This window comes from Cochlodiniinecator piscidefendens, from assembly GCF_011326755.1.
GTDB lineage: Bacteria > Pseudomonadota > Alphaproteobacteria > Rhodobacterales > Rhodobacteraceae > Cochlodiniinecator > Cochlodiniinecator piscidefendens.
This window is the reverse complement of sequence record NZ_JAAOIE010000002.1, coordinates 56,771-83,615: the sequence shown is the minus strand read 5'-3', so window position 1 is coordinate 83,615 and position 26,845 is coordinate 56,771. Positions and strand designations below refer to the sequence as shown.

General features: G+C 50.6%; 25 protein-coding genes and 1 tRNA gene. 13 read left to right on the top strand and 13 right to left on the bottom strand.

Annotation, left to right across the window (positions count from 1 at the left end):
• The first annotated feature begins 119 nt into the window (after positions 1 to 119).
• The gene (locus tag G9C99_RS05150; protein ID WP_331459973.1) at positions 120 to 1,232 is read left to right on the top strand and encodes a pyridoxal phosphate-dependent aminotransferase; all 1,113 of its coding nucleotides are present in this window, start codon (positions 120 to 122) and stop codon (positions 1,230 to 1,232) included.
• Between the two features lie 67 nt (positions 1,233 to 1,299).
• Positions 1,300 to 2,241 (top strand): GlxA family transcriptional regulator, encoded by a 942-nt coding sequence (locus G9C99_RS05145; RefSeq protein ID WP_166416394.1) that lies wholly within the window; start codon positions 1,300 to 1,302, stop codon positions 2,239 to 2,241.
• A 34-nt stretch (positions 2,242 to 2,275) separates the two neighbouring features.
• On the opposite strand, the gene G9C99_RS05140 is transcribed toward G9C99_RS05145, so the two are convergent.
• A complete protein-coding gene (locus tag G9C99_RS05140) occupies positions 2,276 to 3,187 on the bottom strand; it encodes a LysR substrate-binding domain-containing protein (protein ID WP_166416393.1) in 912 nt (303 codons plus the stop codon).
• A 226-nt stretch (positions 3,188 to 3,413) separates the two neighbouring features.
• Here G9C99_RS05140 and G9C99_RS05135 point away from each other — a divergent pair, with 226 nt between their 5' ends.
• The gene (locus G9C99_RS05135) at positions 3,414 to 4,730 is read left to right on the top strand and encodes an NAD(P)/FAD-dependent oxidoreductase (protein WP_166416392.1); all 1,317 of its coding nucleotides are present in this window, start codon (positions 3,414 to 3,416) and stop codon (positions 4,728 to 4,730) included.
• Positions 4,731 to 4,756: 26 nt separating this feature from the next.
• Here G9C99_RS05135 and G9C99_RS05130 read toward each other — a convergent pair whose 3' ends face one another.
• Genes G9C99_RS05130 through G9C99_RS05115 form a run of 4 tightly spaced genes read right to left on the bottom strand, consistent with a single transcriptional unit; the run spans position 4,757 to position 10,189 of the window.
• On the bottom strand, positions 4,757 to 6,169 hold the full coding sequence (locus G9C99_RS05130; RefSeq protein WP_205859827.1) for an FAD-binding oxidoreductase: 1,413 nt from the start codon (positions 6,167 to 6,169) through the stop codon (positions 4,757 to 4,759).
• The gene (locus G9C99_RS05125) at positions 6,166 to 7,710 is read right to left on the bottom strand and encodes an acetolactate synthase large subunit (protein ID WP_166416391.1); all 1,545 of its coding nucleotides are present in this window, start codon (positions 7,708 to 7,710) and stop codon (positions 6,166 to 6,168) included. Before G9C99_RS05125 ends, G9C99_RS05130 begins: the two co-directional genes overlap by 4 nt.
• 3 nt (positions 7,711 to 7,713) lie before the next feature.
• Entirely contained in the window at positions 7,714 to 8,643 is a 930-nt protein-coding gene (locus G9C99_RS05120) for a 2-hydroxyacid dehydrogenase (RefSeq protein ID WP_166416390.1), read from the bottom strand.
• 1 nt (position 8,644) lies between these two features.
• Positions 8,645 to 10,189, bottom strand: a complete 1,545-nt coding sequence (locus G9C99_RS05115) for a trimethylamine methyltransferase family protein (RefSeq protein ID WP_166416389.1) — start codon at positions 10,187 to 10,189, stop codon at positions 8,645 to 8,647.
• A 261-nt stretch (positions 10,190 to 10,450) separates the two neighbouring features.
• Here G9C99_RS05115 and G9C99_RS05110 point away from each other — a divergent pair, with 261 nt between their 5' ends.
• The 5 genes from G9C99_RS05110 to G9C99_RS05085 all read left to right on the top strand — a co-directional run bounded on the left by G9C99_RS05110 (position 10,451) and on the right by G9C99_RS05085 (position 15,748).
• The gene (locus G9C99_RS05110; RefSeq protein ID WP_166416388.1) at positions 10,451 to 11,368 is read left to right on the top strand and encodes a phage tail protein; all 918 of its coding nucleotides are present in this window, start codon (positions 10,451 to 10,453) and stop codon (positions 11,366 to 11,368) included.
• On the top strand, positions 11,352 to 13,256 hold the full coding sequence (locus G9C99_RS05105; RefSeq protein ID WP_166416387.1) for a DUF1983 domain-containing protein: 1,905 nt from the start codon (positions 11,352 to 11,354) through the stop codon (positions 13,254 to 13,256). Before G9C99_RS05110 ends, G9C99_RS05105 begins: the two co-directional genes overlap by 17 nt.
• A gap of 14 nt (positions 13,257 to 13,270) precedes the next feature.
• Positions 13,271 to 14,008, top strand: coding sequence for a holin family protein (locus tag G9C99_RS05095; RefSeq protein ID WP_456236825.1), 738 nt, complete (start codon positions 13,271 to 13,273; stop codon positions 14,006 to 14,008).
• Positions 14,009 to 14,264: 256 nt separating this feature from the next.
• Positions 14,265 to 14,543 (top strand): hypothetical protein, encoded by a 279-nt coding sequence (locus G9C99_RS05090; RefSeq protein WP_166416385.1) that lies wholly within the window; start codon positions 14,265 to 14,267, stop codon positions 14,541 to 14,543.
• A gap of 275 nt (positions 14,544 to 14,818) precedes the next feature.
• A complete protein-coding gene (locus G9C99_RS05085; protein WP_166416384.1) occupies positions 14,819 to 15,748 on the top strand; it encodes a DUF4238 domain-containing protein in 930 nt (309 codons plus the stop codon).
• Positions 15,749 to 16,558: 810 nt separating this feature from the next.
• Here G9C99_RS05085 and G9C99_RS05080 read toward each other — a convergent pair.
• Positions 16,559 to 16,635, bottom strand: a tRNA-Ile gene (locus G9C99_RS05080).
• A 198-nt stretch (positions 16,636 to 16,833) separates the two neighbouring features.
• Here G9C99_RS05080 and purM point away from each other — a divergent pair.
• The 3 genes from purM (at position 16,834) to rnd (ending at position 19,700) form a co-directional block, all read left to right on the top strand.
• Positions 16,834 to 17,880 (top strand): phosphoribosylformylglycinamidine cyclo-ligase, encoded by a 1,047-nt coding sequence (gene purM, locus G9C99_RS05075; RefSeq protein ID WP_166416383.1) that lies wholly within the window; start codon positions 16,834 to 16,836, stop codon positions 17,878 to 17,880.
• The gene (gene purN / locus G9C99_RS05070) at positions 17,877 to 18,470 is read left to right on the top strand and encodes a phosphoribosylglycinamide formyltransferase (protein ID WP_166416382.1); all 594 of its coding nucleotides are present in this window, start codon (positions 17,877 to 17,879) and stop codon (positions 18,468 to 18,470) included. Before purM ends, purN begins: the two co-directional genes overlap by 4 nt.
• 66 nt (positions 18,471 to 18,536) lie before the next feature.
• Entirely contained in the window at positions 18,537 to 19,700 is a 1,164-nt protein-coding gene (gene rnd / locus G9C99_RS05065; RefSeq protein ID WP_166416381.1) for a ribonuclease D, read from the top strand.
• Positions 19,701 to 19,718: 18 nt separating this feature from the next.
• Here rnd and G9C99_RS05060 read toward each other — a convergent pair whose 3' ends face one another.
• Positions 19,719 to 20,192 carry a hypothetical protein gene (locus G9C99_RS05060; protein ID WP_231703988.1) on the bottom strand — a complete coding sequence of 158 codons (474 nt, stop codon included), beginning with the start codon at positions 20,190 to 20,192 and terminating at the stop codon, positions 19,719 to 19,721.
• A gap of 127 nt (positions 20,193 to 20,319) precedes the next feature.
• Between G9C99_RS05060 and G9C99_RS05055 the strand changes: the two genes are divergently transcribed.
• Positions 20,320 to 20,742, top strand: a complete 423-nt coding sequence (locus tag G9C99_RS05055; protein ID WP_166416380.1) for a SufE family protein — start codon at positions 20,320 to 20,322, stop codon at positions 20,740 to 20,742.
• Here the strand turns inward: G9C99_RS05055 and G9C99_RS05050 are convergent.
• The 6 genes from G9C99_RS05050 to G9C99_RS05025 all read right to left on the bottom strand — a co-directional run bounded on the left by G9C99_RS05050 (position 20,739) and on the right by G9C99_RS05025 (position 25,894).
• A complete protein-coding gene (locus G9C99_RS05050) occupies positions 20,739 to 21,380 on the bottom strand; it encodes a DUF1638 domain-containing protein (protein WP_166416379.1) in 642 nt (213 codons plus the stop codon). The genes G9C99_RS05055 and G9C99_RS05050 overlap by 4 nt on opposite strands.
• The gene (locus G9C99_RS05045) at positions 21,377 to 21,529 is read right to left on the bottom strand and encodes a hypothetical protein (protein WP_166416378.1); all 153 of its coding nucleotides are present in this window, start codon (positions 21,527 to 21,529) and stop codon (positions 21,377 to 21,379) included. The genes G9C99_RS05050 and G9C99_RS05045 overlap by 4 nt, the downstream gene beginning before the upstream one ends.
• A 72-nt stretch (positions 21,530 to 21,601) precedes the next feature.
• Positions 21,602 to 22,303 carry a corrinoid protein gene (locus G9C99_RS05040; RefSeq protein WP_166416377.1) on the bottom strand — a complete coding sequence of 234 codons (702 nt, stop codon included), beginning with the start codon at positions 22,301 to 22,303 and terminating at the stop codon, positions 21,602 to 21,604.
• A 109-nt stretch (positions 22,304 to 22,412) separates the two neighbouring features.
• Positions 22,413 to 23,429: a betaine--homocysteine S-methyltransferase gene (gene bmt, locus G9C99_RS05035; RefSeq protein ID WP_166416376.1), complete on the bottom strand. Its 1,017-nt coding sequence runs from the start codon at positions 23,427 to 23,429 to the stop codon at positions 22,413 to 22,415.
• Positions 23,430 to 23,510: 81 nt separating this feature from the next.
• Positions 23,511 to 25,442 (bottom strand): bifunctional lysylphosphatidylglycerol flippase/synthetase MprF, encoded by a 1,932-nt coding sequence (locus G9C99_RS05030; protein WP_166416375.1) that lies wholly within the window; start codon positions 25,440 to 25,442, stop codon positions 23,511 to 23,513.
• 143 nt (positions 25,443 to 25,585) lie between these two features.
• The gene (locus G9C99_RS05025) at positions 25,586 to 25,894 is read right to left on the bottom strand and encodes a DUF1476 domain-containing protein (RefSeq protein ID WP_166416374.1); all 309 of its coding nucleotides are present in this window, start codon (positions 25,892 to 25,894) and stop codon (positions 25,586 to 25,588) included.
• Between the two features lie 186 nt (positions 25,895 to 26,080).
• On the opposite strand from G9C99_RS05025, the gene purC reads away from it, so the two are divergent.
• Entirely contained in the window at positions 26,081 to 26,842 is a 762-nt protein-coding gene (purC, locus tag G9C99_RS05020) for a phosphoribosylaminoimidazolesuccinocarboxamide synthase (protein WP_166416373.1), read from the top strand.
• Positions 26,843 to 26,845 lie beyond the last annotated feature (3 nt).

Below are 26,845 nucleotides of genomic sequence, written 5' to 3'. Positions count from 1 at the left end.
CCGTGAATATGTCATGTAATACTCCCGTAAAATCCGCTCGTCGCATTCAGGGCATGGGGGTATCGAAGATTTTAGAATTGGCTCAAGTTGCACGCGATTTAAAAAACCAAGGAGCTTCGGTGATCGATTTGTCAGCTGGGTTACCTGATTTTGAAACGCCCGAAATCATCGGTCAGGCCGCTAAGGATGCAATTGATCGAGGGGAAACGCGTTATACCGCTATAGACGGGACACCAGAACTGAAGGCCGCAATTCGGGAAAAGTTTCGCCGCGAGAATGGGTTGGTGTTCGCAAATAATGAAGTTATGGCGAGCGCCGGGGCCAAACAGGTTCTGTACAATGCGTTTATGGCTACACTTGATCCGGGCGATGAAGTCATTTTGCCGACGCCTTGTTGGCTGAGTTATTTTGATATTGTACAAATTTCAGGCGGTGTGCCGATGCCGCTTCCGACAACGCTTGAGGCGGGATTTAAGATTACTCCAGCGCAACTTCGGCAGGCAATTACACCGCGATCTCGATGGGTGTTGTTGAATTCGCCATCAAACCCGTCAGGGGCAGTTTATAGCGCAGAGGAGCTAAACGCACTTCTTGATGTTATCTCTGATTACCCAAATTTGGCTGCTATGGCTGACGATGTTTACGAACATATGCGGTTTACAGATGCGCCATTTGCAACACCCGCTGCACTTCGGCCGGATCTTCGTGATCGTATTTTGACAGTCAACGCAGTTTCGAAAGCATATGCAATGACCGGTTGGCGATTGGGGTATTGTGCCGGCCCCGCCGACTTACTTCATTGTATGAAAATTGTGCAAAGTCAAAGCACTTCTAGCCCGTCGTCAATTAGCCAAGCTGCGGCTGTTGCTGCTCTGGCTGGTCCGCAGAACTTTGTGCAGGAAGCCAACAAAAGCTACCGGTTGCGTCGGGATGTTATGATCGAAGGACTAGCAAAAGTACCCGGCATTGAATGTCGGCCACCAGATGGCGCATTTTATGCATTTGTGCGCGTTTCCAAACTTTTTGGGCTTCAGCGCCCATCTGGGGAGGTTGTAAAAACGGACACCGATTTGACCGATTATCTGCTTGAGGCAGTTAAAGTTGTGACTGTTCCGGGCTCTGAATTCGGTTTGGAGGGGCATCTGCGCCTGTCTTTTGCATCCGAAGAACAGGAAATTAAAAGAGCCTTGGTGTTGATTTCGGATGCTATCGGCAATCTGACCTATGTGTAGGGATGAAACCTATTGGGTAAAAGAAAACGCCTCGTCAAAAAGCAAAACGGTGGCCCGATAGGATAACATGCATATTCATTTTATATTACTTCCGCGTTATCCGGTCCTCAGTTTGGCAACCGCACAAGAAACCTTGCAAAGTTTCAATCTAATGGCCGGTGAAGCAGTATACCGATGGTCTATGCGAGCAGCGTACTCTGAAACTGTGGTTTCTAGTCTCGGGCCTGAATACCCAACAGGGACGAACACAGACAATCATAATACACCGGATGCTGTTGTTGTTGTTAGCGGATTGGGGGTGGAAGCCCAGATTAGGCCCAGTCTGTTATCTGAGTTGCGGAGTTATGCACGGCATGGTGTTCCGATTATCGGGCTATGTACAGGGGCATTTGTTTTGGCAAAAGCTGGGTTGCTGGAGGGGCGGACAGCCGCGATTCATTGGTCTTACCGGGACGGATTTTCAGAAAACTTCCCAAATGTGAGATTGGAAAATCGCCTTTATACCTTTGATGGAATGGTGGGTAGCACTGCAGGTGGAGTGTCCGCAATCGATATATTCTTAGACTTTATTGCGCGCAAGCAGGGTGAAAAATTATCATCGAAATTGGCCGAATTCATCAACTACAAACCGATACGTGATTTAAACGCGCATCTGGATATTGGGTTGGTCAACCGTTGCGTCGCTCGTCATCCAACTCTTGTGGCGGTGCTGTCGCTCATGGAAGACAATATTGAAGATCCGATATCCATTCATGACATAGCGCGACAGGTAGGGGTTTCGACACGTCAACTTGAAAGGTTATTTCGAACATATGTTGGTCGTTCCCCTTTGAAGTTTTACGTTGAGTTACGCATTTCTAGAGCCCGCGGACTGCTTGCCCAAACGAGCTTAAGTATTACAGAAGTGGCTATAGCGTCAGGATTTAGCTCTGTCTCAACATTTTCGAAGCGATACCGTTCGCTATATGGAGAACGGCCAAGTCACTATAGGACAGGTAGACCTGCTTAAGAAATTTGATAGCGTACTGTCGGCTTGATTTCTCTTAAGAGCCTTTCTTTAGCTCGTCTTCTAACCAGTCACCGAATTTCAATACGGCTGGTGATGGGGTGACGCCCTCTGGCCAACACAGGTAATACCCGTGCTGGGGAAGGGGATCCATTTCCACTGCTGGAACCAATACACCGCTGTCGAGAAACTGCTGCATCAACGGAGACCCGAGTAACCCAACTCCCTGTCCATCTAAAACGGCCTGAACAAAGTTAATGTAGGAATCATATGAGCTCATTCGTGGGCCACCTTTCATGACTTTTCCAACGTCTCTAAAGAAGTTAGGCCATGAAGATGATGGATCGTATGCTGTTTCAAAGTCCAAGAGTGGGACGTTTGTTAAATCATCAAATGTATTGATGGGACCGTGATCTTTTAAGAACCGCTGACTGCACAATGGTTGAATGAGTTGCCGACGCAGTAAAACACTTGTTGTGCCAGGCCAGTTTCCTGACCCATAGCGTATTGCCAAATCCACATCTGTTTTTACCAAATTAATGGTTTCGTGTGACACCAGCAGTCGAAAATCTACGTGCGGTTCGATTTGTCTATACCGTCCGATATTTGGCATAATCCAATAGGTTGATACACCAGAAGTCGTCGCAATGGTTATCAGCTGGTCATCGCTTGAGTTTTTGATCTCATCGATCTCATCGGCAATTGCTTGAAATCCGTTGAAGATTACGCGCGATAGGCGTCGCCCGGTGCGGGTCAATTCAATTCGACTTTGATGACGTTGGAAAAGTTGCAATTCGAGAAACGCCTCAAGTTGGCTTACCTGCCTTGAAACGGCAACGCGCGTAACGTTGAGTTCCTTTGCGGCTTCGGTAAAGCTGATGTTCCGCGCAGCGGCTTCAAACGCCATAAGCGATCTCAGAGACGGCAGTTTTCTAAATCCTAAAGCCATGCGTTCCTCGTTCGTGTTTATTTTAATTACAGCGTAATCCACGATTACCCTCTGCGCGACATTTTTCTTTTTCAGAAGAGGATAAAAACCGTGCAAGTATATCTGTGAAAAGCGCGCAAATAGTTATGCGTGGTAGATAAAATAGTCTCGCAACTTTGAGGCTAAACTGCAAACAAATAATGGAAGTTTTTACTTCCAAAGCAGCGCAAGAAAGCGAACGAATAACATGCTTCAACCATCTGTAATTCCTAAACATACTGACAGTAACGGATGGTGGCATATTCTACAATCTGGCCCTCCTCCGAAAGTATTGAATGGCCGCAAATCTGCGCGCAATGTGGTTGTTGGCGCAGGCGTGTGTGGGATTGCGACAGCGTTTCGCTTAGGCGAGCTGTGCCCAGATGATAAAACGATACTAATAGACGCTGAGAGGGCAGGTTTTGGCGCTTCGGGGCGAAATGCAGGCTTTATGCTAAATGTGCATTCTCATGGGCCACCCAAGAGGATAGACATCCTAAAACGAAACATGAAACTTTGGGCCTCAGGGTTGAGTGATCTTAGAAATCGAGTAGAAAAATTTCAAATTCAATGCGATTGGAGCGAAGCCGGGCGTTTTTATGGCGCTGCCGGACCGGATGGCGAAAAACACATTGATGAAATAGCGCAAACACTTGAACAACTTGATCTAGAACGGACTTGGTTGGACGCGGACCAAATGGAAAGCAGGATTGGGACGCGGTTTTATAGTCGAGGATTGCACACCCCGGGGAATGCACTCGTAAATCCGGCCGCATTAATGCGAGGATGTGCCCAACATTTACCTTTGAATGTCGAATTATTCGAAGACAGCCCCGTGACTGAAGTAGAGAAAATCGCAAGTGGGGGATATGTGGTCAAAACACCTGAGGGAGAAATTTATTGTGATCGGGTTGTTCTGGCCGCCGGGGTTTTTCTACGTCATTTTGGAATCGGTAAAGGGCGTATCGTGCCGATGGCAACCTACGGAAGCCTAACTGCACCCCTGAACAATGCGCAATTGGCACAACTGGGAACGGGGGAGGCCTTTGGTCTTTTAGGGGGGTCAGAATATGGGGCAACAATTCGCCTGACGGAAGACAAACGACTCTTCGTGCGAAATTATTTTCACCATACCCCCAATGGGCCAGTTTCGGGGAAAACTGTTTCAGGTCCGATTGCCGACTTGCACCGAAAATCGTTGCGCGCGCGATGGCCTGAGTTGGCAAATTTACCCTTTGAACACAGCTGGGGGGGGATCATGGCTTTCACGTGGAATGATGGGTCCATTTTTGGCGAAATTCAGCCCGGGCTTTTTGCTGTTCTTACAAATGATGTGTCACCAATGACCAGAGGTACTGCCAGCGGCCGCTTGTTGGCAGATTTGATGGAAGGCCACGATAGCCAATTGCTTGATTTGCAGCTCTCGTTGCCCGAGGCACGCCGCTTGCCGCCTCGGCCGTTTCTTGATCTGGGGATCGCTTTTCAGCGCGCCAAATTGCATTTTGCCGCGAGGGATGAATTTTAATCAAAGACGCTGCAGCTTTGGCCCGGCTAGTTTATGACCACATCAGGGTTCATTAAATTTTCGGGGTTCAAAGCCTGCCGCAGCGAGCGCATGAGATCGCGCTCGACGGTAGAGCGTTCGTCATCAGCCAAGTTTGTTTTCTTGTGGCCAAGCCCATGTTCGGCTGCAAAAGATCCCCCAAATTGAGCAATTTGATCATAAACCAATCGGGAAAGAGCGGATGCGTCAGCAATCGTGCTTCCAGCGTGGGCCGAAGAATAATTGTAGTGAATATTCCCGTCACCCATATGCCCAAAGGCACAGATTCTGAGGTTTGGATTTAAAGATTTCGCTTTGGCATCTGTGGTCTGGAGAAATTCGGCAATTCGGCTTACAGGAACCGAAACATCATGCTTGAGCTGCGCACCATCCCGCTTTTGCCCTTCGGGTAATTCTTCGCGCAAACGCCAAAGCGCTTCACGTTGGGCTTCATTTTGAGCAATGACACCATCAAGAACCTGTTGGTCTTCATAGCCACGCACAAACGCATTTTCCAGCAATTCTGTGAGATCAAGGCTATCTACTGCAGACGACAACTCAATAAGGAGGTAGGTGTCCGCACGGGCTTCGAGAGGGAAAATTAGCTCTGGGATGTGAGAGAGCGTCATGCCCATCACAGTGTCCGTGATGAACTCCATCCCGGTAACGATCTCACCGAGATTCAATCTTACATGGGTGCTGAAATTCAACGCCGCTTGAGTGTCGGAAAAGGCCAAAAATGCAGTTGCTCTATTTCGCGGTGCCGCATGAAGTCGCAGGGTCGCACGGGTGATGATACCAAGCCGCCCTTCGGAACCGCAAAACAACCTACGCAGATGAAAACCGGCGTTGTCTTTGATCAACGAACGCACCCCATCCCAAATCCGACCATCAGGCAAGACAACCTCTAAACCGAGCACCTGATCTTGCATCATGCCAAATCGAAAGGCCATGTTCCCGCCAGCATTTGTGGCAATCAGGCCGCCAATTTGCGCGCTCCCTTCTGAACCCAAATGCACAGGGAACATCAGCTCTGTGTCTTCTAGTGTGGTGTGCAAATCGCCCAGCAGGGCCCCTGCTTCGGTTTCGACACAAAAATCGCCAGCAGTAATAGGAGAAATCCGGTTCATTCTACACAGGGAAAGTATAATAGAGTTTTCGCTATGGGGGATGTTCCCGAGTACCAAACCTGTACGCCCGCCCTGAGGAATAATAGCTATTCCATGTTCGTTGCAGGCCGTTACAACAGCAGAAACATCTTGTGTCGTGGTAGGACAAGCCACACCGATTGGTGTGGCCCGTTCTCGCCCAGCCCAATCCGAACAGAATCGTGAAACATCTGCAGGATCATCTAGCCAGCCTTTGGGGCCAAGCAACGCATTTAGTTTGGTTGAAAGGTGGATTGCCGTCGTCATCTTCATAGTGCGGCTTCGATCAAATAGGGGCCGGGGGACGCGAGGCTAGTTTGTAGCACCGCGGTTAGATCTTCTGCCGTTTCGCAACGTTGGGCTGAAACGCCAAAACCTTCGGCCAAAGAGACCCAATTCATACAGGGTCCATCAAGCTCAAGAAGTGGATTCTTTGGCCCATCTGGTGTCATAGCCCCAACGCGAAACATTTCACCCTTGAGAATCTCATAACTGTTGTTCGCACAGATGATTGTTGTCACATTGAGATTATGGCGTGCCATGCTCCACAAGGCCTGCAAGGTAAATGCGGCACTGCCATCTCCACTCAGGCATAAAACGGGACGATCTGGACACGCAATTCCTGCCCCAAGTGCCAGCGGAAGACCAGCGCCGATAGAGCCGCCCACATTTACGAGATAATCATGGCGGGGACATCCAGCGGATTTGCCGAAAAAGCTGCGTGTAGAGGTAACGCCTTCGTCGACGATGATCAGACCCTCGGTTACCGACGCGGCGACAACATCCGTTAGTAAATCAGGCGTCAAAGCCCCAGCGGACACAGGGACATTGAGCGACTCTGGGGTGGGTGATTTTGCGGGCCCAATAAGAGTGGCAAGTTGTTTGAGCGCGCGCCCAATGTCGTCTCTCGGCGTGGCGACAGACATTAGTTTTGCTGTTTCTGGGGCGACGCGGCTGGGTTTCCCTGGATAAGCGAAAAAGGCCACAGGTTCATCTGCACCGATTAAAATCAACTGCTCGAACCGAGAAAGAGTAGCAACTGCGGCATCAACGGGGAAGGGGATCCGCGTTGTTTCAGGCAAATCATAACCACGTTCAGTCCGTGCAGACGCATAGGGACTAAGCAATGTCGCCCCAGAACCGGCTGCAATTTGGCCCGCCAATTTCAAACCCTCGCCGAAAAGAGCATCTTGCCCTAATATAATCCCCGTAGGTTTTCCATTTTGTAGCCATTGAAGAGCTTGTTCAATCGCGGCGCTTTCAGGGGCCTGTTGGGTGGGAGTGACATATACCAGCTCAGCATCACGTTCGCTCCAGGCGACATCTGCCGGGATAATTAGGGTTGCGATTTGGCCGCCATGTGATTTGGCAGCAGCTATCGCCTCAGCTGCGTCGGTTCCTAGGGTGCCCGGTCCTTGTGTGGTTTTTACCCAATCAGAATATGGCCGCGCGGTGCCTTCAACGTCAGAGTTTAAAGGGGCGTCATATTTTTTGTGAAATGTCGTATGATCGCCAACTATGTTGATCATAGAAGAACCGGCTTTCTTGGCGTTGTGCAAATTGGCCAACCCGTTCGCGAGCCCTGGCCCTAAATGCAATAAGGTCGCCGCAGGTTTTCGGGTCATGCGCGCGTACCCGTCAGCGGCACCGGTCGCCCCACCTTCGAATAGGCAAAGAACCTTGGTCACATCTGGATAGTCTTCCATAGCTGCGGTCAGATGCATCTCTGACGTGCCAGGATTGGCAAAGCAGGTGTCGACACCCGATTTTAAGAGGTTTTCTAGCAGAAAATGAGCGCCTGTTTCATTGGTCATACGTCAATACCCCGCATTCGGATTGACTGCATGAGATGGTATTTTCCCGTGTTCCAACCGTAGGATATCGCTTGCAATCTGATGCGGCGCACTTGCTTCGTTTGTTGGCCCCGCAGCGTGCGGAGTTACCTTGACTTTGGGATGGGACCAAAACGCGTTGTCTTGCGGCAAGGGTTCAACATCGAACACATCAAGAGTCGCACCGTTTAGCGCCCCTGAATCAAGTGCTGCGATCAGTGCCGCATTGTCCAAAATATCGCCGCGCCCCATGTTGATAAGTGACGCGCCTTTGGGCATCATTGCCAATCTTTCGCGATTCAAAAGCCCACAGGTTTGTGGGGTAGCAGGGAGCATGTTGATTAAGATGTCCGACTGACGGAGGACGCTGTTCAGTCCTTCATCGCCGTTCATGCAGGTTACGCCATCAATCTCTTTTTGTGTACGGCTCCAACCTATTGTGTTAAACCCCATCTTGGCAGCATTTTGTGCTATATAGCCCCCAATTGCGCCAAGCCCCAACACGCCAACTTTGCGTTGACCGGGTGTTAAAACCTTTTGGCGATCCCAAGTGCGTGCGCTTTGATGGGTTTGATAGAGGTCAAAGTGTCGATGATAGTGTAAAATCCAATGGCACGCATAAAGCCACATGTCATGAACCGAAGTGTTATCAACCAACCGTACAACCGGGACACTTTCGGGTAAGTCAGGATCGCGCAAAATATGAGATGCACCGGCCCCGATAGAGAAGATGCCTTTTAGGTACGGGTAGGTTTTGAGTTCGCCCAATGGGGGCAACCAAACAAGCGCATAGTCGATCTTGGTCTTGTCGCCAACATTGGGATATACATGAAACCGGACGTCTCCCAAAGTTTCGGAAAGCGCTTTGGCCCATCGGTCTGTATCGCCGCCATCCCAGATAAACAAAATATCCATATCAAAGTTGTCCTGCCGCAATTTCGGTTTCTCTGCGGACAACAAATGCACGCAGTTCTTCTTGTTTCGCAATGTCTATGGTGGGGCGTTCTTGTTCATACCGATCCAGCATCGATTTGCACCATTCGCGGCCACGCTCCCCTACGGTTTTTGAACCGGTAGCTACCCAAGAGTCGTAGCGCTCATTGTCTTGAATTTCATCCAGGAAGGGCAGGTGTTCACGTGTATAATCTTCGTCAAAGAAATGCCCTCCCGGACCAACTTTTGCTAGATCTCGTGCCATTGCATTCATGCTATCGGTCGTGACCCCTTCGAGCATCTTGTAAAAGCTTTGAAGTTGTTGACCGTCGGCAGCCAATTTGCCCATAGACACACAAAGCGAACCTTCGAGTGTACCGCCGCAATGGGTTAGGACATTGCACCCGCCGAGTATTGCTGGATAGACCTTCATTATTGAATCATATCCTGCGTATAGGTCTTCTTGCTTAGCGCCGGTTTTTGCCCCGTTGGTACGCCAAGGAATGCCGTAATATCGTGCCATTTGCCCATATGCGTACATCATGAGCGCGACCTCGGGAGATCCGAAAACAGGTGAACCCGTTTTCATATAAACCCCCATTGGCGCGACACCCATAACCGCACGACAGCCCGGGCGAATGATCTGCGTAAATGCGACACCCGCCAATGCCTCGGCTACAATTTGGGCAGTACTGGCAAGGGTATGGACAGGCGTTGACGCCCCAAACAAAACAAAAGGCGAAAGGTAAAGTGTTTGATTGTTTGCTGCATAAACCCGCATTGAATCAAGCTGTGTTTGATCCCAGACAAGAGGTGAATTGCAGTTGAAGATCGCGGCCATACAGACGTTTTGATCCATAAACTCGTCACCAAATACAATCTTCGCCATGTCGATGCTATCGCGGGCTTGATAGTCAGATTGAGGTGATCCCATTATGGGTTTATCTGTTAAATTAAAGCTCGACTCGACCATGTGTAGGTGACGTATCGGAACGTCTAAATCCATGGGTTCCAATGTGTATCCGCCGTTGTATTGTACTGCCGGATTAACTTGGTGTATCTTCATGATCATGCGCATGTCTTCAACAGTGGCTTGTCTGCGTACACCTTCTAGATCAATCAGATTTGGCGTCCCGTATGCTGGGCCGAAAATCATATTTCGCCCACCAACTTTCACTGTCCTATCAGGGTTGCGTGCGTGATAGGTGAACTCTGAAGGAACAGTTGAAATGAGCTTGCGTATCAATTCTCTTGGGATGCGAATTCTGTGGCCTTCAACTTCAGCACCAGCTTTGGACCAAATTTCAGCGGAAACATCGTCCCGAAATTCTATTCCAGTCGTTTCCAGGATTTGCATTGCATAGTCATCAAGAGCTTCTATCCCATCGCTTTGCAATAAATCGTATGTTGGGATGTTTCTAGTAGCGTGCGGGCGATAAACCACTGGCCCAAAGAGCCTTTCTTGGCGTCGGGACGATGCCCCACCGCGACGGCTTCTTGCAGGTTTTTTGGCTAGTGTTTTGGTCATGGAAATCTCCTTGCACCGTAACACTAGGTGGTATTGGAAAGATCACAACATTCCAAAAAATTGCGGGTTTGCGTAATATATAGTTACGCCAACATTTGTAGCGTAGGCTGTGACCCTTGTTTTAGTCGATATATTGAGAGGTCGGGAATTTGCCAATTCTGTGGAGTTTTTCTAATCTCGGGGCCAAAGATCATCGTATTGGGTGATGGATCGATGTCCCGCCATGCATCTTGAGCGTATGCGCGCGCGTTGATGGGGCCGATGCTCAATAAACCTTTAGCGGCGGCACGGCTTCAGCTTGGCGATTTGCTGGCTTGGGCAACTGAGGAACCACATTGGACCTGTGACACGGTGATTGATCAGGCAACTACGGTTGCGGAAGTGCTTGACCTGATCGCCGCAACAGGTCGCGCCCGTCGCACGCTTCGCGATTTGAAATATTCCGTCATTCGAGATGGGGCGGCGGGGCTGGTTGTGCAGCAATTTGGCACGCGCAATACCTATGGCTTTATTGGTCGTGTAACGTTTCCCAAGCCCATTCATGGGTTTCGGGTGCGTGTGATGTCTGAGGCGATGGAATGGCAACAGGATGAGCTGGTTGTTTATGCTGATGGCTATGGGCCGGACAATGCCACCGAATTTGAAACCTTAGAATTGCCCGGTGTGGTGATCACCGCCCAAGAATTTGACGGTGGCAATGCGTGGCGTTTAGCGCGCTATCACATGGCCCAAGCCATTTTGCGCCCAGAGGAATTTGAGTGGAAATCCGACCTCGACCATTTGCGCTGCAACATGGGCGACAAGGTGCGCGTTGTGCATGACGTTCCGATTGTTGGCGTTGGCTCTGCGCGCGTGGTTGGGGTGGTGAATGATGAGCAGATCACGCTGGATGAACCGTTTGATGTAGAGGCGGGAACCTACTGCCTGTTCCTGCGCATTGATAGGTTGGAAGAACTTAGGGTGTTGGTTGAGCCAGTCACCACACAGCGTTGTTTTTCTTGGAATATCATCGGCGGTGACGACGTTCATAGTGTTCAATATGATGATCTCGTTTTGATCAAACGTATGGGTGAAGAAACCTTAGAACTTTTGATTGCCAGCATTCACCACAGCGAAGATTTACAAGCCACGCTGAAGGGCGTTCCTGCGGCCCCTGAGGTGTTTGGCAGATCAAGGTGAGATCGGTGTTTATACCCCTGTGATCAACGGCATTGGTGCCTCTGATGATCGCCCCAATGCGCCGCGCTTGGTGTCGGTGCGGGTGATGGAAAAGATTGCTCCGACGCGTGTTGTTGTAGATGTGGAATGGATTGCAGAAGACCTAAGCGACGTTCCAGAATATCAAGTGTCGGTGGTTCTGCCGTCTGGCAAGCGCCAGCGGATTGAAACGTCGCAACGCAACCGTTGCGACATCGCCCTTTCTGATTTTGGCGCGTATCGCATTGAGGTGCGCGCGCGGGGCGCTGGAAATGTGCTGTCATTGCCCGTTGCGGAAACGATTGTCTATTCAGATGAGAGTGTCGAAGATCCGGACACGTCGGGTCGTTTGTGGGAAGCGATAGGCGCGGATGCAACTGCGCGCGCGCAAGCTGCAATTGCCACCTTCACTGAAACTGAATTTGTGCCGGCAACGGCGCGGATTGCGAGTCTCGAAGACAGCACGGCCAATGCAGAGCATCACCTCGCGAATGCGGTCTCTGATATGGATCGCTTGGCGGCGGCGTCGGCTGCGGTTGTAGCGCGCTTATCTGGTGCAGAAACCCGAATGTTTGACGCTGGGATAAAAGTCGATCCAGAAACCGGGCAAGTGACCATAGAGGGCGTTGCGCGTCTGGATGGTCAGATGTTTTCTGTTGGGCAACGCATCGCGGCGGCTGAGGGCCTGCTGGAACTCAAAGCAACCATGGTGCAGGTCAATCAGGCCATTGCGTCCGCCCAATTGACGCCAACAGAACTCGCAGCGCTTGATGATGTATGGACCCAAATCAATGAAGTGTCACTCGCGGTTGACGCGCTCAATGCCAGTTTGGAATTGAAAGCCAGCACGGCATCGGTGCAAGGCGTGCAGGCAGAGCTTACGACCGCTACTCAGGCCATCGACGCTTTGCAGCAAGAGATTGCAACCAAGGTCGAAAGCACGGTGCTTGATGGGTTGCAAGCGTCTCTGACGGGGGTGCAGCAAACACTAAGCACAATCGACGTCCCGACCGTGGTGCAGTCCGTATATGAGCTGGAACTGTTGCGGGATGAAGTTGATCGGATTGCGCAAGAGTCTATTTGGGCAACGCTGACACGGTTGCAGGAAAATGAGTTTCAGGCGCAGCGACTTGCAGCTGCTCGATCTGAGTTGCAGGCCGGAATTGACGCAGAGGGAACGGCACGGGCGTCGGATAAAACCGAATTGGGCGTGCAGATCGGTAATGTGCAAGCTTATTCGGAGCAATCGCGCCAGATTAGTGCTGATGCAGACACGGCGCGCGGTGTGCAAATCGACGCGTTTCAGGCGGAAACAGCGGGATCAATGGCGAGCTTTGGTTCGGCGCTCAATCTGGTTGCGACGCAAAGCAACAATCAAGCGTCACAGATTGCCACCTTGTCATCGACGTTGGACGATCAATCAGCAACTGTGACCCAGCACTCTCAGGCGATTGCTGGGTTGGGTGCTTCGATACAGTTCTACATCAACTCAAACGGCCATATTGCGGGATATGCCCTGAGTAGTGAAATCTCAGAGGACGGCACCCCTTGGTCCAGCTTCGTGGTTGTGGCTGATCAATTCCAGATTAGCGGTGTTGGTGGGGCATTCTCGCCCTTCGTCGTCTACACGCAGGAAACCATTATTGATGGCGTCACGGTATCCCCTGGTACTTACATTTTGGATGCCACAATCCGGCAAGGGTTAATTAGCAAGTTGAGGTTTGGGGAGCGTATCCAATCGGTTGACTATGTCGCGGGTCAAACGGGTGTACTGCTCGACTTTATCAATGGTTTCTGTGAGTTGAACGACGTTGTTCTCAGTCGAGATCAGATTATTCGTAGCGGCGTTTACTCTGCGCGCCTTTGGTGAGAATGTGAGCGTTGATGGCGCGTTGGGGCCGTAAAGCATTGGTGCGGCGCATAGTGTGTTCGCGAAGGCTGGGGCATTGCTGGTCGATGCCGACGGGATTGCCCGGCGTGATTATTACTTTGTTCTGGCAGATCGTCGCCGCGCATCGCGCAAATACGCACGCACCCGCAATGGCGGCAAGGGCGGCTGGATCAAACGCGCTGAGGAATTCATCTCAGCGCCGTTTGAACTCTCAAATTCAGAGTTTCAAGAAAGGGTTTCAGCATGGGCATGATCCGCAATTTGTTTGGTTTTCTGTTTGGCAACGGTCGCAATGTGGTCGCGAAAACACCGAAGCCGGTGCGCAACGTGGAGCGGAGCTGCAAACCGGGGCCATCGGTCAGTTTGCGGCCGAGTTCATGATAGAGCGCAAAGGGTGGTTTGATCGCTTCATTGATGGGCTAAACCGTTTGCCGCGCCCATTGATGGTGTTCAGCGTCCTGAGCCTCTTTGCATTGGCCATGTTTAGCCGGGTGTGGTTTGGCATTCGAATGCAGGGACTTGCCCTGGTACCCGAGCCGCTTTGGTGGCTGATGGGGGTGATTGTGTCATTCTACTTTGGTGCGCGTGCGCAAACCCAACACGAAGCCGCGCGACAAACGATGGCGCAAACCATGGCACAGGTTCCCCAAGTGATCGAGAACATCGAACACCTACGAGAATTGGACGCTGACAGCCCCGGCGCGGCCACGACGGGCGAGGCGCGAAATTGACGTTTGAGGCGCTCAGCGCCGTGCCTGATGCGCCAGCGAGCAATAATCCCGCAATCCGCGCATGGCGGGATCGTCAAGTCGGATGATCACACTCGCCTTTTACAAAGGACGCGCCCCCAAATTCTGGTGGCGTGTCCAAGATCGTGCAATTCGGCTGTTTACGCACAGCCCATACAGCCATGTTGAGCTGATCGAGGGCAGGGCGGAGCTGGAGTAACCGCACCTTTGTGTTTCATCCTCAGGCCGTGACGGCGGCGTGCGCGAAAAAGAAATCACGCTGAAACCCGTAAGCTGGGATTTTGTCTATCTCGATATTGATGCAGCAAAGCCCGTTGAATTTATCCGCGGCCGAATTGATCAAAAATATGACTACTGGGGCATTCTGTGGTCGCAATTATTTCGATTTAACTTCCACGCTGCCGACGAATGGTTTTGTTCGGAGATCATCGCGGCGGCGTTGAAAATTGCGGAACCGCAGAAGGTTTCGCCGGGTGGGTTGCGAGGTAAGGTCGAATATTGCAGCGCGCCGCCCTAAATTACTGCGTTGGGCAGAAAGTGACATTTGCAAAGTCGAGCGTTCGGCCCAAAACGGACATTCTTCGCTCTCTCTTTCAAAGCCCGTTCAGCGGGGGCAAATTGCATAAGGTCTATCCACCACTTTAAGTTCAGAAATAACCTTTTGGACTGTAACAAAATTCAATAACATTCATATATGACTTCGGGCGAAGCGTAGTCAGGAATACAAGAACAGCGAGCTGGCTGCCGTGGACCAGCGTGTAGACCGCGCAACAATAGAACAGGCGGATTCTAATGTCAGACAAAGACGAGCCGAAAGATCATCACTACATCCCAGCGTTCTATCTCAAAAAATGGACTCGAACAGAAGCTGACGGAAAGCTAATAGAGTTTCGCAAAGTGTACGGAGGAAAGGTCGTTTTTAAAGAATGCTCCGAGAAAGCTACAGGGTTCGAGAGGTATCTTTATAGCAAAGAAACCGCCGTTCCGGCAATTCTAGACCACTCATTGGAGAGTGGTTTCATGAAAAATCTGGATGACAAAGGGAGCAAAATACTTGGTCAAATGTTATCAGGCTCTCTGACTATGACTCTTGGGGAGCGCAATCTCTGGTCAAAGTTCATAGCCATACTCATGTTACGTTCCCCAGAAGAAATGAAAGCAAGTGACGAGAGTTTTTGGGAACACTGCGAATTGGCGGCTAAAGAACATGAGGAATGGTATAAAGGAGTGCGCGACTTCAAAGACCCAGCGACATTTTTGGATCTGATGAAGGAACTACCCCCGCATGAAATTAAGGGAATACAGCACAGCTCTCTTATGAAATTCTCAGATGGCAAGAAATTTGTGCCATTTTTGAGCAATCTTGTGTGGGCAATCCGGAAGTTGCCCCATCCAAAACTTCCATTACTCACTTCTGACAGGCCTGTTTTTTGCAATAATAGACTAAGTTTCCCTGATGGATTACTTTTCATGCCACTTAGCCCAGATACGGTCTTATACGCACAGCCTGCCGGAGCAGTTTCACACCCAATTTTAGGTTCTGCCAGCGACAATGAGACAATGCGGTTCTGTAATAAAAAAATTGTTGGACAGGCCAATCAATATGTTTGGGCCAACCACCCAGCCCATCGGCTATTCATTGAGCGCCATTTGGGTATGGAGCCTGCGATATCATTCAATGAGGTAGCCCTGAAACATATGCGTAGCCGAAGGCTTCAGTAGATACTGCATAAACTGCCCAAATGTGAACACTACCTACTAGGCCAAATTTCACCGTGAGTCTTGACGAAAATGTAAAATCAGGTGTTATACCTACGATGTGGCCTTTGAAGACTAGCGCAGCACGCTTCCGCTTTCCTCTGCATATAGGAGAAGTAGCATGGCGAAGATTGAATTCAAATAACTGAAAGCTTTCGTTTTAATGCGAAGGCACCTCTGTCTCGCAACGAATGTCTGCTTGCCGGTCTAGGTGTTAAATCTCAACTTCCGATTTGGGCTGGTAGGTGTCATTTGCAGCCCAAGTTCATAAAGTATTGTTCGCCCCGCAGCCCGCAATGGATCGCGAGTGGTGGGTAGATCGAAGGGATAGGAAAGATTTGAAGGGAAAGTAATCTCTATTCAAAATTGACTAGATATGAATGTTCTTGTTTGTGAATGAAGCCTGCAAGCCTTTACATTCCTATTTCGGCCATATCTTGTACCCTCACTGCAAGCGCTGCCCGCGCGGCAAAGGGAGTGCGAGTCGCTGATCTGATCGTCAAATATGGTGCGGACTACTGCCTCAATAAGATCATCGCGAAACTGCGGTGTAGTCGATGCGGTGGTAAAGATGTGAACGTTACTTTTTCATGGGATTTAGAAGCGGCGGCCGAGCGCTGGGAATAGGAGCGGTTCGTAGTGGGGAATAAAGAGCCTCGTTTCGAAGTGAAGCCATAAGCGGAATAAGTGGGAAAGATTCCCCGAATGTTCATGGTGTTTCAAGGGTGGTTTGTTTGGCCACTTTCACCTTAAGTGATTGTTTTTATTGGTATTTGGTAGGCCCGGTAGGACTCGAACCTACGACCAAAGCGTTATGAGCGCTCTGCTCTAACCAACTGAGCTACAGGCCCGACCTGAGCGCATGGGTATCAGAAGATACGGGGGCGTCAAGAGGCCAATATCGAGTTTTTGAAAAATGAAATACCTGTGCAACCTATGAGAAGTGGAAGGCGCCTTGGGAAAATGCCTTAATTTGCGCGCAACAATAGACAAAAGCGGCGTAGCTTGTTAAGGCGCAGGCAAAGTTTAATCCTTCTGGAGCTGCCCCCATGACTTCTGGTAAAAACGGCCTAACTTACGCAGACGCCGGCGTAGACATTGATGCAGGCAATACGCTTGTTGAACGCATTAAACCTGCGGCGAAGCGTACATCGCGTTCTGGTGTTATGTCCGGTCTGGGCGGATTTGGCGCGATGTTTGATCTAAAGGCTGCTGGGTACAATGACCCAATTTTGGTTGGGGCAACAGATGGGGTTGGCACCAAACTTCGGATTGCAATCGACACAGGTCGGTTTGATACCATCGGGATTGACCTCGTGGCGATGTGCGTAAATGACCTTGTTTGTCAAGGGGCGGAGCCGCTGTTTTTCCTTGATTATTTCGCAACTGGGAAGCTCGAACTCGATGCGGCGACGACCATTATTGAGGGGATCGCAGAAGGTTGTTCACGTTCGGGTTGTGCGCTGATCGGTGGCGAAACGGCTGAAATGCCGGGCATGTATCATGGCGGCGATTTTGACCTAGCTGGATTTGCTGTTGGCGCGATGGAACGTGGTGCGGATTTGCCCAAAGGCGTGGTTGCTGGTGATGTTTTGCTGGGCTTGGCCTCTGACGGCGTGCACTCAAACGGCTATTCATTGGTGCGCAAAGTGGTTGAGATGTCTGGCCTTGGCTGGGATGCCGATTGCCCATTTGGTGACGGAAACCTTGGTGATGCGTTGCTGGCGCCGACTCGTCTTTATGTCAAACAAACGTTGGCGGCTGTACGGGCAGGGGGTGTTCATGCGCTTGCCCACATCACAGGCGGTGGTTTGACCGAAAATCTGCCTCGGGTTCTACCTGAAGGCATGGGCGCCGATATTGACCTAGGTTCATGGGAATTGCCGCCGGTTTTCCGTTGGTTGGCTGAAACTGCAGGTTTGGCCGAAGCTGAAATGCTAAAGACCTTCAATGCGGGTGTTGGTATGGTTCTATCTGTTTCCGCGGATGACGTTGACGCAATCGAAGCACTGCTTCGGGCGGAAGGCGAAACTGTGTATCGCCTTGGCACTGTAACCGAAGGCGAAGGTATGCGTTACACGGGCGCACTTTTGTGAACAAACGCGTTGCCATCCTGATTTCTGGCGGCGGCTCCAATATGGTGTCGCTGGTTCAGGATATGGTCGAGGATCATCCGGCGCGCACATGTCTGGTGCTGTCAAATGTGCCAGACGCAGGTGGCTTGGCCAAAGCAGACACCTTTGGGATTCCCACGGCGACAGTTGATCACCGAAACTTTCCCAAAGATCGCCCCGGATTTGAAAACACATTGCAAGAGGTGTTGCTTCAGGCCGAACCTGATTTTATCTGTCTTGCGGGCTTCATGCGTATCCTCACACCTGAGTTCACCCAGAAATGGGCGGGCCGTATGTTAAATATTCACCCGTCTTTGTTACCAAAGTACAAGGGCTTGAATACACATCAGCGCGCGATTGATGCCGGGGATACTGAGGCAGGTTGCTCCGTGCATGAAGTCACGGGGGAGTTGGATGGCGGGCCGATTTTGGGGCAGGCCATCGTGCCAATCCACGATGGGGATACAGCGGATCAATTGGCCGCCAGAATTTTACCCATGGAACATAAGCTGTATCCTCAGGTGCTACGTCGCTACATTGATGGAATGCGCGAACAGCTAACTTTGCGCTAACCCTTTCATCCTTGAAGGTTTTGCAATAACAAAGACGCTACCACACCGGGAAAAGACGGGACGATAATGAGAACTCTTAAAACGACTGATGAGCTTGCCGCGTATTGCGCGCGCGCAAAGGACTTTCCTTATGTGACGGTTGATACAGAGTTCTTGCGAGAAAAGACCTATTATTCAAAGCTTTGCCTTGTGCAGCTTGCTGTGCCTGGTGATGATGACGAAGATGACGCCGTGTTGGTTGATCCTTTGTCCGGCGGCATTTCGCTAGAGCCGCTTTATGATCTGTTTCGCAATGAAAAAGTGGTCAAAGTGTTCCATGCTGCGCGTCAGGATTTGGAAATCTTTTTCATTGAGGGAAATGTATTTCCTATCCCGCTGTTTGACACCCAAGTTGCTGCAATGGTTTGTGGGTTTGGCGAACAGGTTGGATATGAAACGCTGGTTCGTAAAATTGCAAAGCAGCCACTTGATAAATCTTCACGTTTTACGGATTGGTCGCGCCGTCCACTGACGGATGCGCAAAAAACATATGCAGTGGCCGATGTTACCCATTTGCGGGTGATTTACGAATATCTGGCTAAAGAGCTGAAAAAAACCGGTCGCCATGCGTGGGTGGAAGAAGAGTTAGAAGTTCTAACTGCCCCAACCACCTATATCATTCCGCCAGAGGATGCTTGGAAGCGGGTCAAAACCCGGACAAATTCAGGTAAATTCCTATCCGTCGTTCGGGAACTTGCGCGGTTTCGCGAAGGGTATGCGCAGTCACGCAATGTGCCGCGCAGCCGTGTGTTCAAAGATGATGCCATTTTAGAAATGGCTTCAACCAAGCCCCAATCAGATAAAGATCTTGGTCGTTCACGTCTGCTGATGCGCGAAGCCCGGCGCGGTGAAATTGCCGAGGGTATTTTGAACGCCGTAAAAACCGGGTTGAATGCTGATCCATCCACCTTTCCTAAGGTCGAAGACAGCCGAGCAAAGCTTCAGGTGAACCCGGCTTTGGCAGATTTGCTGCGCGTGTTGCTAAAGGCTAAGTCTGAAAATGTAGGCGTTGCACAGAAATTGGTCGCGCCTGTGGCTGATCTGGATGCGATTGCAGCTGGCGAACGCGATGTTGCAGCGTTGCGTGGCTGGCGTCGCGAAGTGTTCGGCGAAGATGCGTTGCGTTTGTGTGACGGAGAAATCGCGCTGGCGGCCCATGGCAGCCGTGTCAAAGTCGTGACCCTAAAGTAGGGTCACGTATTGATCTGCTTAACGACGGCTTGAGCGTGCGTTTTCGGCGGCAACGACGCGGATTTGACGCACGCCTTGCAAACTTGCATCAGAAATGAACTGGCCGACGACGACTTCGCGCGATACTTGGGTGGAGGTCAGTTGAAAGTCTTCTGGTGGGATAATGCGAAAGCTATAGGTTAGAACCCCATCAACAGGGCGTTCATCATTTTCGGGAACCAAAGCTGCACCAAAATACCCCTGTGTCGGTGGTAGACCAACAGCGCGGATAATTGCGCCGCCCGGTGTTTGGTCGATGTGCAGTGACACGATATTTGTAACCAATGGGCGTGGATCCGAAGGCGCACGAATGGCAGCATCGTCAACCGCGACGGTTTCTTCTTGTTGGCTGCGTCCAAACCAGTTGAACGGATTTAGCCGCGATTCACGGATGGTGCCACAACTGGTGACAAACATTGCGGCAACAAGAAGCGAGGCAACGGGCGTTTTCATTCATTAAGTCCTTATGCACTGTTCCTTCTGGACTAGCCCAAATCGCGACATTTGAAAAGTCGCTTTGAAAGGGGTTTACCTTTTGCGGCCATCGTCCTACCTGAAGTCAACACGAAAGGAAGATGTCATGGCGCTTGAGGCTTTTGAAGAGATTGTCGAAACATTTGAGTTTCTGGATGATTGGGAAGATCGATATCGCCATGTGATCGACATGGGCAAAGCGATGGCGCCATTGGATGACGCCTTTAAGGTGCCTGCGACCAAAGTCGACGGATGCGCGAGCCAAGTGTGGCTGTTGCCGCAAATTTCAGGGCAGGGGCCGGATGCGGTTTTTCAGTTCTCTGGTGAAAGCGATGCAATGATTGTGCGCGGCCTGATTGCGGTGCTGCATGCCCTATACGCTGGGTTGACCGTATCTGAGGTTATGAAGGTCGATGCGCCGGTTGAACTTGCCCGCTTGGGGCTTGATGAACACCTGTCATCGCAGCGTTCCAACGGGGTACGTGCAATGGTCGAGCGCATTCGTAAAGTATCCGCAGAGGCGCATTAAGCCTCGGCGCGCAGGACTGTTTCTAGATCACCGTAGCCCGTAAAGCGACGTTCATACGCAAGGCCAAGTCTTGCCGCGCAGTCTTCGGCTTTGGCGTCGAGGGCTGGATCGTTTGTTTGGGCTTGATAGATCAGTTTTGTGTAGTTGCCAAAATACATATCGCGCAGATCAGGATGGCGATCTAAGCCCATGGGTTTCCAGATAAAAGCATCAAATTGGCGCACGAGAAAATCGGTTAAATAAAAACAGGTGAATTCGTCATCTGCTTTTTGCGCAAAGACATCATTGCCTTCAAAAAATGAATAGCAATGCGGCCCTGCGATCATTTTAACCCCGAGTTCGTCGCATTTGCTTTGCAGTAATCCGCCAGTGCCACAATCGGCATAAGCCACGAATATTACATCGTAATTTGTTTGATGTTTTACGACGGCCTCTTCAACTGCGGCTGGGATTTTATCAGGGTAGAGGTGGTAATTTGCAGGCAAACAGGTCAGGTCCATGTGGTTAAGATTGCTCGCCTTTTGAATGGCGAGAATTTCCCGCGCGAGCGCACCACAGGCTAAGACTAATATGCGACCCTTTGCTGTGCTAAGATCGAGCCCATTTTCGGCCAATTCCTGATCTGAGATATCTGTCATGTTTTGGGGCGTCCCATGATGCGCAGCAGCATTGTAAGAATGACCAAAGCGGAAAGACCGCTCATCGCAACAGATCCCATAAGCCAAAAAGTGACAGCGCCGGCAGCTATAACGGCAACTATGATAATGAGAAGTGTTTGAAGTGGCATTTCGTTCTCCGATATAAAAAGGGCCCCGCAGTTATGCACCGCAGGGCCCCGAAACTTTCAGAGGTGAAAGCCTTAGGTTGTTGCGCCCTGATTGTGCTTGCGTGCCATGAATTCTTTTGCAGTTTCAACAGCAACAGCTGCATCACGGCAATAAGCGTCAGCACCAATGGCTTTGCCGAACTCTTCGTTCAGCGGTGCGCCACCAACCAATACGATGTAGTCATCGCGCATGCCTTTTTCGACCAAGGTATCGATAACGACTTTCATGTATGGCATCGTTGTGGTCAAGAGCGCGGACATGCCAAGAATGTCTGGTTTTTCAGTTTCCAGAGCTTCAAGGTAGCCTTCAACAGGGTTGTTGATGCCCATGTCGATTACTTCAAAACCAGCGCCTTCCATCATCATACCAACAAGGTTTTTGCCGATATCGTGGATGTCGCCTTTTACAGTGCCGATGACCATTTTGCCAACTTGTGGCGCGCCAGTTTCAGCAAGGAGCGGTTTCAAGATGAACATGCCCGCTTTCATAGCGTTCGCAGCCAAGAGAACCTCAGGGACGAAAAGGATGCCATCGCGGAAGTCTTTACCAACGATGGTCATACCAGCAACAAGTGCAGTTGTCAGAACTTCGTAAGGCTGCCAGCCACGACCAAGAAGGATATGAACACCTTCTTCAATCTCTTCTTTCAAACCGTCATAAAGGTCGTCGTGCATCTGCAAAACGAGCTCGTCATCGGGGAGTTCGGACAGGATGATGTCTTCTTCTTCGGACATAGGTAGATTCCCTAGTTCTGGCGCAAAGCGCGGCGTCTTTAAATTATCAATCGCCGATTAACAGCAGATTCACTTGGCCGATTGCGACATCGTTCAAGTCTGTTCCGACTTATTCGGCCCGTGAACGACGTTTGGTTTTACGTGCCTGAGGTTCGTTGTCACCTGTGCCGTCCGTAGAGGATGAAAATCCACCAAGTTTTTGCGCAATATCATCCAGAGTTGGACGACCGCCTGTTGGGCGAGATTCGAGCGCTTCGCGCATGGCCTTCAGGTGGTCGGTGGTTGTGCCACAGCAACCGCCAATAATACGTGCCCCACTGTCTCGGGCTAGAACGGCGTAATCTGCCATCAATTCAGGGGTGCCATCATAGTGGATGTGACCGTCGTGGAATTTGGGGATTCCAGCGTTGCCCTTGGAAATAATCGGCGTTTCTGTCCCGTGCGCTGCAAATCCAAGAATCGTACGCAAAAGATCAGGAGCACCCACGCCACAGTTTGCGCCAAAGGCAAGCGGAGCGTTCTCAATGCCGTCAACCAGCTTGACCATATCAGCAGAAGTTGTGCCCATCATGGTACGGCCAGATGTGTCAAAGCTCATGGTGCCACACCATGGCATCCCTGCCAAAGCAAAGGCTTCGGCGGCAGCTTTGTATTCTTCGGGGGCAGAAATGGTTTCAACCCACAGAACATCTGCGCCGCCTTCTTTTAGGGCGACGGCCTGTTCGTGAAACATTTCCACAGCAATTTCGTGGGTTAGGCTGCCCATCGGCACCATGATTTCACCGGTTGGGCCAACAGAACCAGCAACAACAACTGTGCGACCAGAGGCATCGGCAACGTCGCGGCCAATTTCAACGGCCAAGCGGTTGAGCTCACCCACACGGTTTTGTGCATTGTGGAGCTTTAAGCGGGAAGCGTTTCCACCGAATGTATTCGTCAGGAAAATATCACTGCCTGCATCCACCGCACCTTGGTAAAGCTGGCGAATATTGTCGGGTTTGTCAGCGTTCCACAGCTCGGGCGCGTCGCCAGATTGCAGGCCCATATTGAATAATGTGGTTCCTGTTGCGCCATCTGCCATCAACCAATCGTGGTCTTGCAAGAGTTTGGTCAGTGCGTCCGCCATGTTATTTTTTCCTTCTAACAGGCCCGAGTCCGGGCACACGCGAAATGCCATGGCTGACACAGTATAGCAAATTTATTTTTTTCATAATCTACATGAAATCGGCGCATCTACGGTCGATTGAAACCGTATTGGGCGCGGTGAACAGATTTCGCGCATGATGTCTGTGGCACTCAGCGCGGCAGAGATTGCGCTCGGGGCGCAAAAATACAGAGTTTCCCATTCGGGTGCGAAACTTTGTTTAAATTGTAACAGCCCAGATCGCCCTGACTTTTTAGCGAGCATTTCACCAAGTGTTGGAAAGCGTGGCATAGGGTTAGGATGCGCAACTGAGGCTAAAGAAACGCGCTGTAAGTTGTGCGCTTTGGCAAGTTCTAGCGCGCTATGAATTAAAAAGTGCATTGTCCCATCTGGGGCGTTTTCCCCGGCGCGAATGATATCTAATGTCCATTCCGTTTGACTGCGGCTGAATGTGGCAAACCCGGCCAAGGTGTTTTGCGCATAGGCCAAAAAGAGTTCTTGTTTGCAAATGTAAGCAGGATCAAAGACACCCATCGAAAATCCGCGTTCCCCATTGTTGCGGGTGCGCCAATGGTTGGAGATATCTCTCATTTCCTCAAAAGGGGGATGGTTGGTGCGACATAACTCTACGCCTGCTTTTTGGGCCAAGCGCAGTTTGCGACGAAGCGTTTTGTGGCGAGGTGTATCTACGGTGTAAGTTGCGGGCGCTATCCAGGCCTCTTGTGCAATTGGGATTTGATAAAACCCAGCGCGCGCGGCGGCTTGGGCCAAATCAATACCACACTTATAAAGGGCAGGGATGCGATGCAGATGTTGTGCACCATTTATGAGGGTGTCTATCGCGTGATCGGTGTTACTAACCAAAAGAGGGTCGGATACCGCAATCAGGCTTTGTGCGGATTGCGCAACAACCAACGCGGTTTGGCCGTTTTCCGAGAATAAGATTTCTTTGTCGCCTTGACGCAGAAGGTTTGCCTCTGCGCGCGGGGCTTGTGCGATCAATGTTTCGATATCTTGGGGCAGGTTTGGCGCATCTGGAAAGGATGTTTGCTCAGGCAAAGCGGTTGGCGTTTCCTTGGCCGTCGGAGGCCAAATTAGAAAGGCAGCCCCAATAACAGCGGGGATCGCGTAATAAAGTATGCGATAGGCGCAGATGGCCCCCAGAAGCGCTTCTTGATCGACGAATGGAAGGCAAGCGACCATCGTGATCTCAAACGGGCCAATCCCACCAGGTGTCCCCGCGAGCAGACCTGCACCAAACGCCAGCAAAAAGATGGGAAACATCATCTGAAAGCTAAGGGCAACCCCATCCGGCATTAAGACAAACAGGGTAGCAGCCGCTGCAATCGTATCAATCAACACCAACGCGAGAATACTGAGTACTGCCATAACCGGAGGCCAGTTCAACCGTTGGCCAAAAATCGTAAATTGCGGCTGTAGTATGGAACCTGCCAAAGTAGCGATGAGGCCAATGATAGGAATGATCGCCAGATACAGACTGACTTGGGTTGCTACGGGAAACAAAAGCAAAACAACGGCGGTAATGACCGCCCAACCGCCCAGAAAGGTAAGCGCAACAGCAATTGAAATCTGCGTGCATTGCCATAAGGAAAGCTCTGGCAATAGCCGCCAACGGGCTAAGCCCCCAGTGACAACACCAGCGCCAGTTGTTTGCGAAATCGCGATCGACATAATGCCAGACCTGCGTGCGCGCGCGCAGGGAACCTTGGTGCCTAACATTTTATGAACCGTCGCATCATATTGGCCAACGGCCCAAAAACTGACGACCGTCGTTATTGCGGCGGCAATCCAAGAAAAGACAGAAACGGACAGAATGGTAGATTGGATTTCATGCAGATCAAGACTGCGGATTTGATCCATAAACATCCACACCAAAACCGTCGCAATGGACAGCGGTATGATTTGTTTTGTTGCAAACCGAATGGCCTGCGATTGTTTTAGATCTGTTTCTGCTTTTTCGGTCTCTTGTTGCATTAGTACCCCCACTCACACATGTCTTTAAGGGGTAGGGATTTGTATTTACCTCATCGTTAACAGATAAAATTGAACAAAAAGAAAGCGGCGTTTGGGGGTCCAAACGCCGCTTTGCATGGGTGTAATCGCTTATTTTCCGAAGCTTATGCTTCTGACATCAGCTGTTTTTGTGCAACTGCGAGCAACTCAGCGCGCTTGGCGCGAATTTCATCAGCAGTGGCTTTGCCCTCAAGATCACCGGCAACTTTGCGAATAACGTCCTCATGACCTGCTTCTTCGAAATCAGCTTTGATCACGGTCAGCGCATAAGCATCGGCATCAGTATTGCCCAGCAATTCAGCAGCCCAAAGTCCAAGAAGCTTGTTGCAGCGTGCTTCGGCTTTGAATTGCATTTCCGCGTCATGTGCGAATTTGTTTTCAAATGCGTTTTCGCGATCATCGAATGTTGTCATAGGAGCCTCGTAATTTTTTGATCAAGTGTTACACAAGATATGGCAACCCAAGCCGCGCTGTGCAAGGGGAACGTGGTGACAGAATGTCCCTATTTTTCATCGCAATCCTTGCGACGCGGGCTTTGATGTCCTATAGGGCGCGTAACTTATCGGGGGACTCATCCCCCTTTTGACGCTGGAGACCCCATGGCACGTCGTAATAAACTGTACGAAGGCAAAGCAAAGGTTCTTTACGAAGGCCCTGAGCAAGGCACCCTGGTTCAATATTTTAAGGACGACGCAACTGCGTTTAATGCTGAGAAAAAAGACGTGATTGATGGCAAAGGCGTGTTGAACAACCGTCTGAGCGAATTTTTCATGACTGGTTTGACGCAACTTGGTGTGCACAACCACTTTATCAAGCGGTTGAATATGCGTGAGCAGCTTATCCGTGCATGTGAGATTATTCCGCTTGAGGTTATCGTGCGCAATGTTGCTGCTGGATCTATGGCGAAACGTTTGGGCATGGAAGAAGGCACACCGTTGCCGCGCCCTATCGTTGAATTTTCTTATAAAGATGACGCTTTGGGTGACCCGCTGGTTCCTGAAGAATATATCGTTGCGTTTGGTTGGGCCTCTCAGCAGGATTTAGATGATATCGTTGCCATTGCATTGCGGGTAAACGATTACTTGTCTGGTGTGATGTATGGCGTTGGTATCAAGCTCGTTGATTTCAAAATTGAAATTGGACGTGTTTGGGAAGACGATTTCATGCGTTTGATCGTTGCCGATGAAATTAGCCCAGACAGCTGCCGCCTGTGGGATATCGAATCCGGTCAAAAACTGGATAAAGACGTGTTCCGCCGTGACCTTGGGAGCCTGACCGACGCCTATACAGAAGTTGCACGTCGTTTGGGGGTTATGCCTTCGAATGTGACACACGCACCTAAACCTGAAATCATCAACTAAGGA

Bases quoted from the DNA above. Each gene is read 5' to 3' on its own strand.
- G9C99_RS05145 (WP_166416394.1), top strand. From the start codon at position 1,300: ATGCATATTCATTTTATATTACTTCCGCGTTATCCGGTCCTCAGTTTG.
- G9C99_RS05140 (WP_166416393.1), bottom strand. From the start codon at position 3,187: ATGGCTTTAGGATTTAGAAAACTGCCGTCTCTGAGATCGCTTATGGCG.
- G9C99_RS05135 (WP_166416392.1), top strand. From the start codon at position 3,414: ATGCTTCAACCATCTGTAATTCCTAAACATACTGACAGTAACGGATGG.
- G9C99_RS05130 (WP_205859827.1), bottom strand. From the start codon at position 6,169: ATGAAGATGACGACGGCAATCCACCTTTCAACCAAACTAAATGCGTTG.
- G9C99_RS05125 (WP_166416391.1), bottom strand. From the start codon at position 7,710: ATGACCAATGAAACAGGCGCTCATTTTCTGCTAGAAAACCTCTTAAAA.
- G9C99_RS05120 (WP_166416390.1), bottom strand. From the start codon at position 8,643: ATGGATATTTTGTTTATCTGGGATGGCGGCGATACAGACCGATGGGCC.
- G9C99_RS05115 (WP_166416389.1), bottom strand. From the start codon at position 10,189: ATGACCAAAACACTAGCCAAAAAACCTGCAAGAAGCCGTCGCGGTGGG.
- G9C99_RS05110 (WP_166416388.1), top strand. From the start codon at position 10,451: ATGCTCAATAAACCTTTAGCGGCGGCACGGCTTCAGCTTGGCGATTTG.
- G9C99_RS05095 (WP_456236825.1), top strand. From the start codon at position 13,271: ATGGCGCGTTGGGGCCGTAAAGCATTGGTGCGGCGCATAGTGTGTTCG.
- G9C99_RS05085 (WP_166416384.1), top strand. From the start codon at position 14,819: ATGTCAGACAAAGACGAGCCGAAAGATCATCACTACATCCCAGCGTTC.
- purM (WP_166416383.1), top strand. From the start codon at position 16,834: ATGACTTCTGGTAAAAACGGCCTAACTTACGCAGACGCCGGCGTAGAC.
- rnd (WP_166416381.1), top strand. From the start codon at position 18,537: ATGAGAACTCTTAAAACGACTGATGAGCTTGCCGCGTATTGCGCGCGC.
- G9C99_RS05060 (WP_231703988.1), bottom strand. From the start codon at position 20,192: ATGAAAACGCCCGTTGCCTCGCTTCTTGTTGCCGCAATGTTTGTCACC.
- G9C99_RS05055 (WP_166416380.1), top strand. From the start codon at position 20,320: ATGGCGCTTGAGGCTTTTGAAGAGATTGTCGAAACATTTGAGTTTCTG.
- G9C99_RS05050 (WP_166416379.1), bottom strand. From the start codon at position 21,380: ATGACAGATATCTCAGATCAGGAATTGGCCGAAAATGGGCTCGATCTT.
- G9C99_RS05045 (WP_166416378.1), bottom strand. From the start codon at position 21,529: ATGCCACTTCAAACACTTCTCATTATCATAGTTGCCGTTATAGCTGCC.
- G9C99_RS05040 (WP_166416377.1), bottom strand. From the start codon at position 22,303: ATGTCCGAAGAAGAAGACATCATCCTGTCCGAACTCCCCGATGACGAG.
- bmt (WP_166416376.1), bottom strand. From the start codon at position 23,429: ATGGCGGACGCACTGACCAAACTCTTGCAAGACCACGATTGGTTGATG.
- G9C99_RS05030 (WP_166416375.1), bottom strand. From the start codon at position 25,442: ATGCAACAAGAGACCGAAAAAGCAGAAACAGATCTAAAACAATCGCAG.
- G9C99_RS05025 (WP_166416374.1), bottom strand. From the start codon at position 25,894: ATGACAACATTCGATGATCGCGAAAACGCATTTGAAAACAAATTCGCA.
- purC (WP_166416373.1), top strand. From the start codon at position 26,081: ATGGCACGTCGTAATAAACTGTACGAAGGCAAAGCAAAGGTTCTTTAC.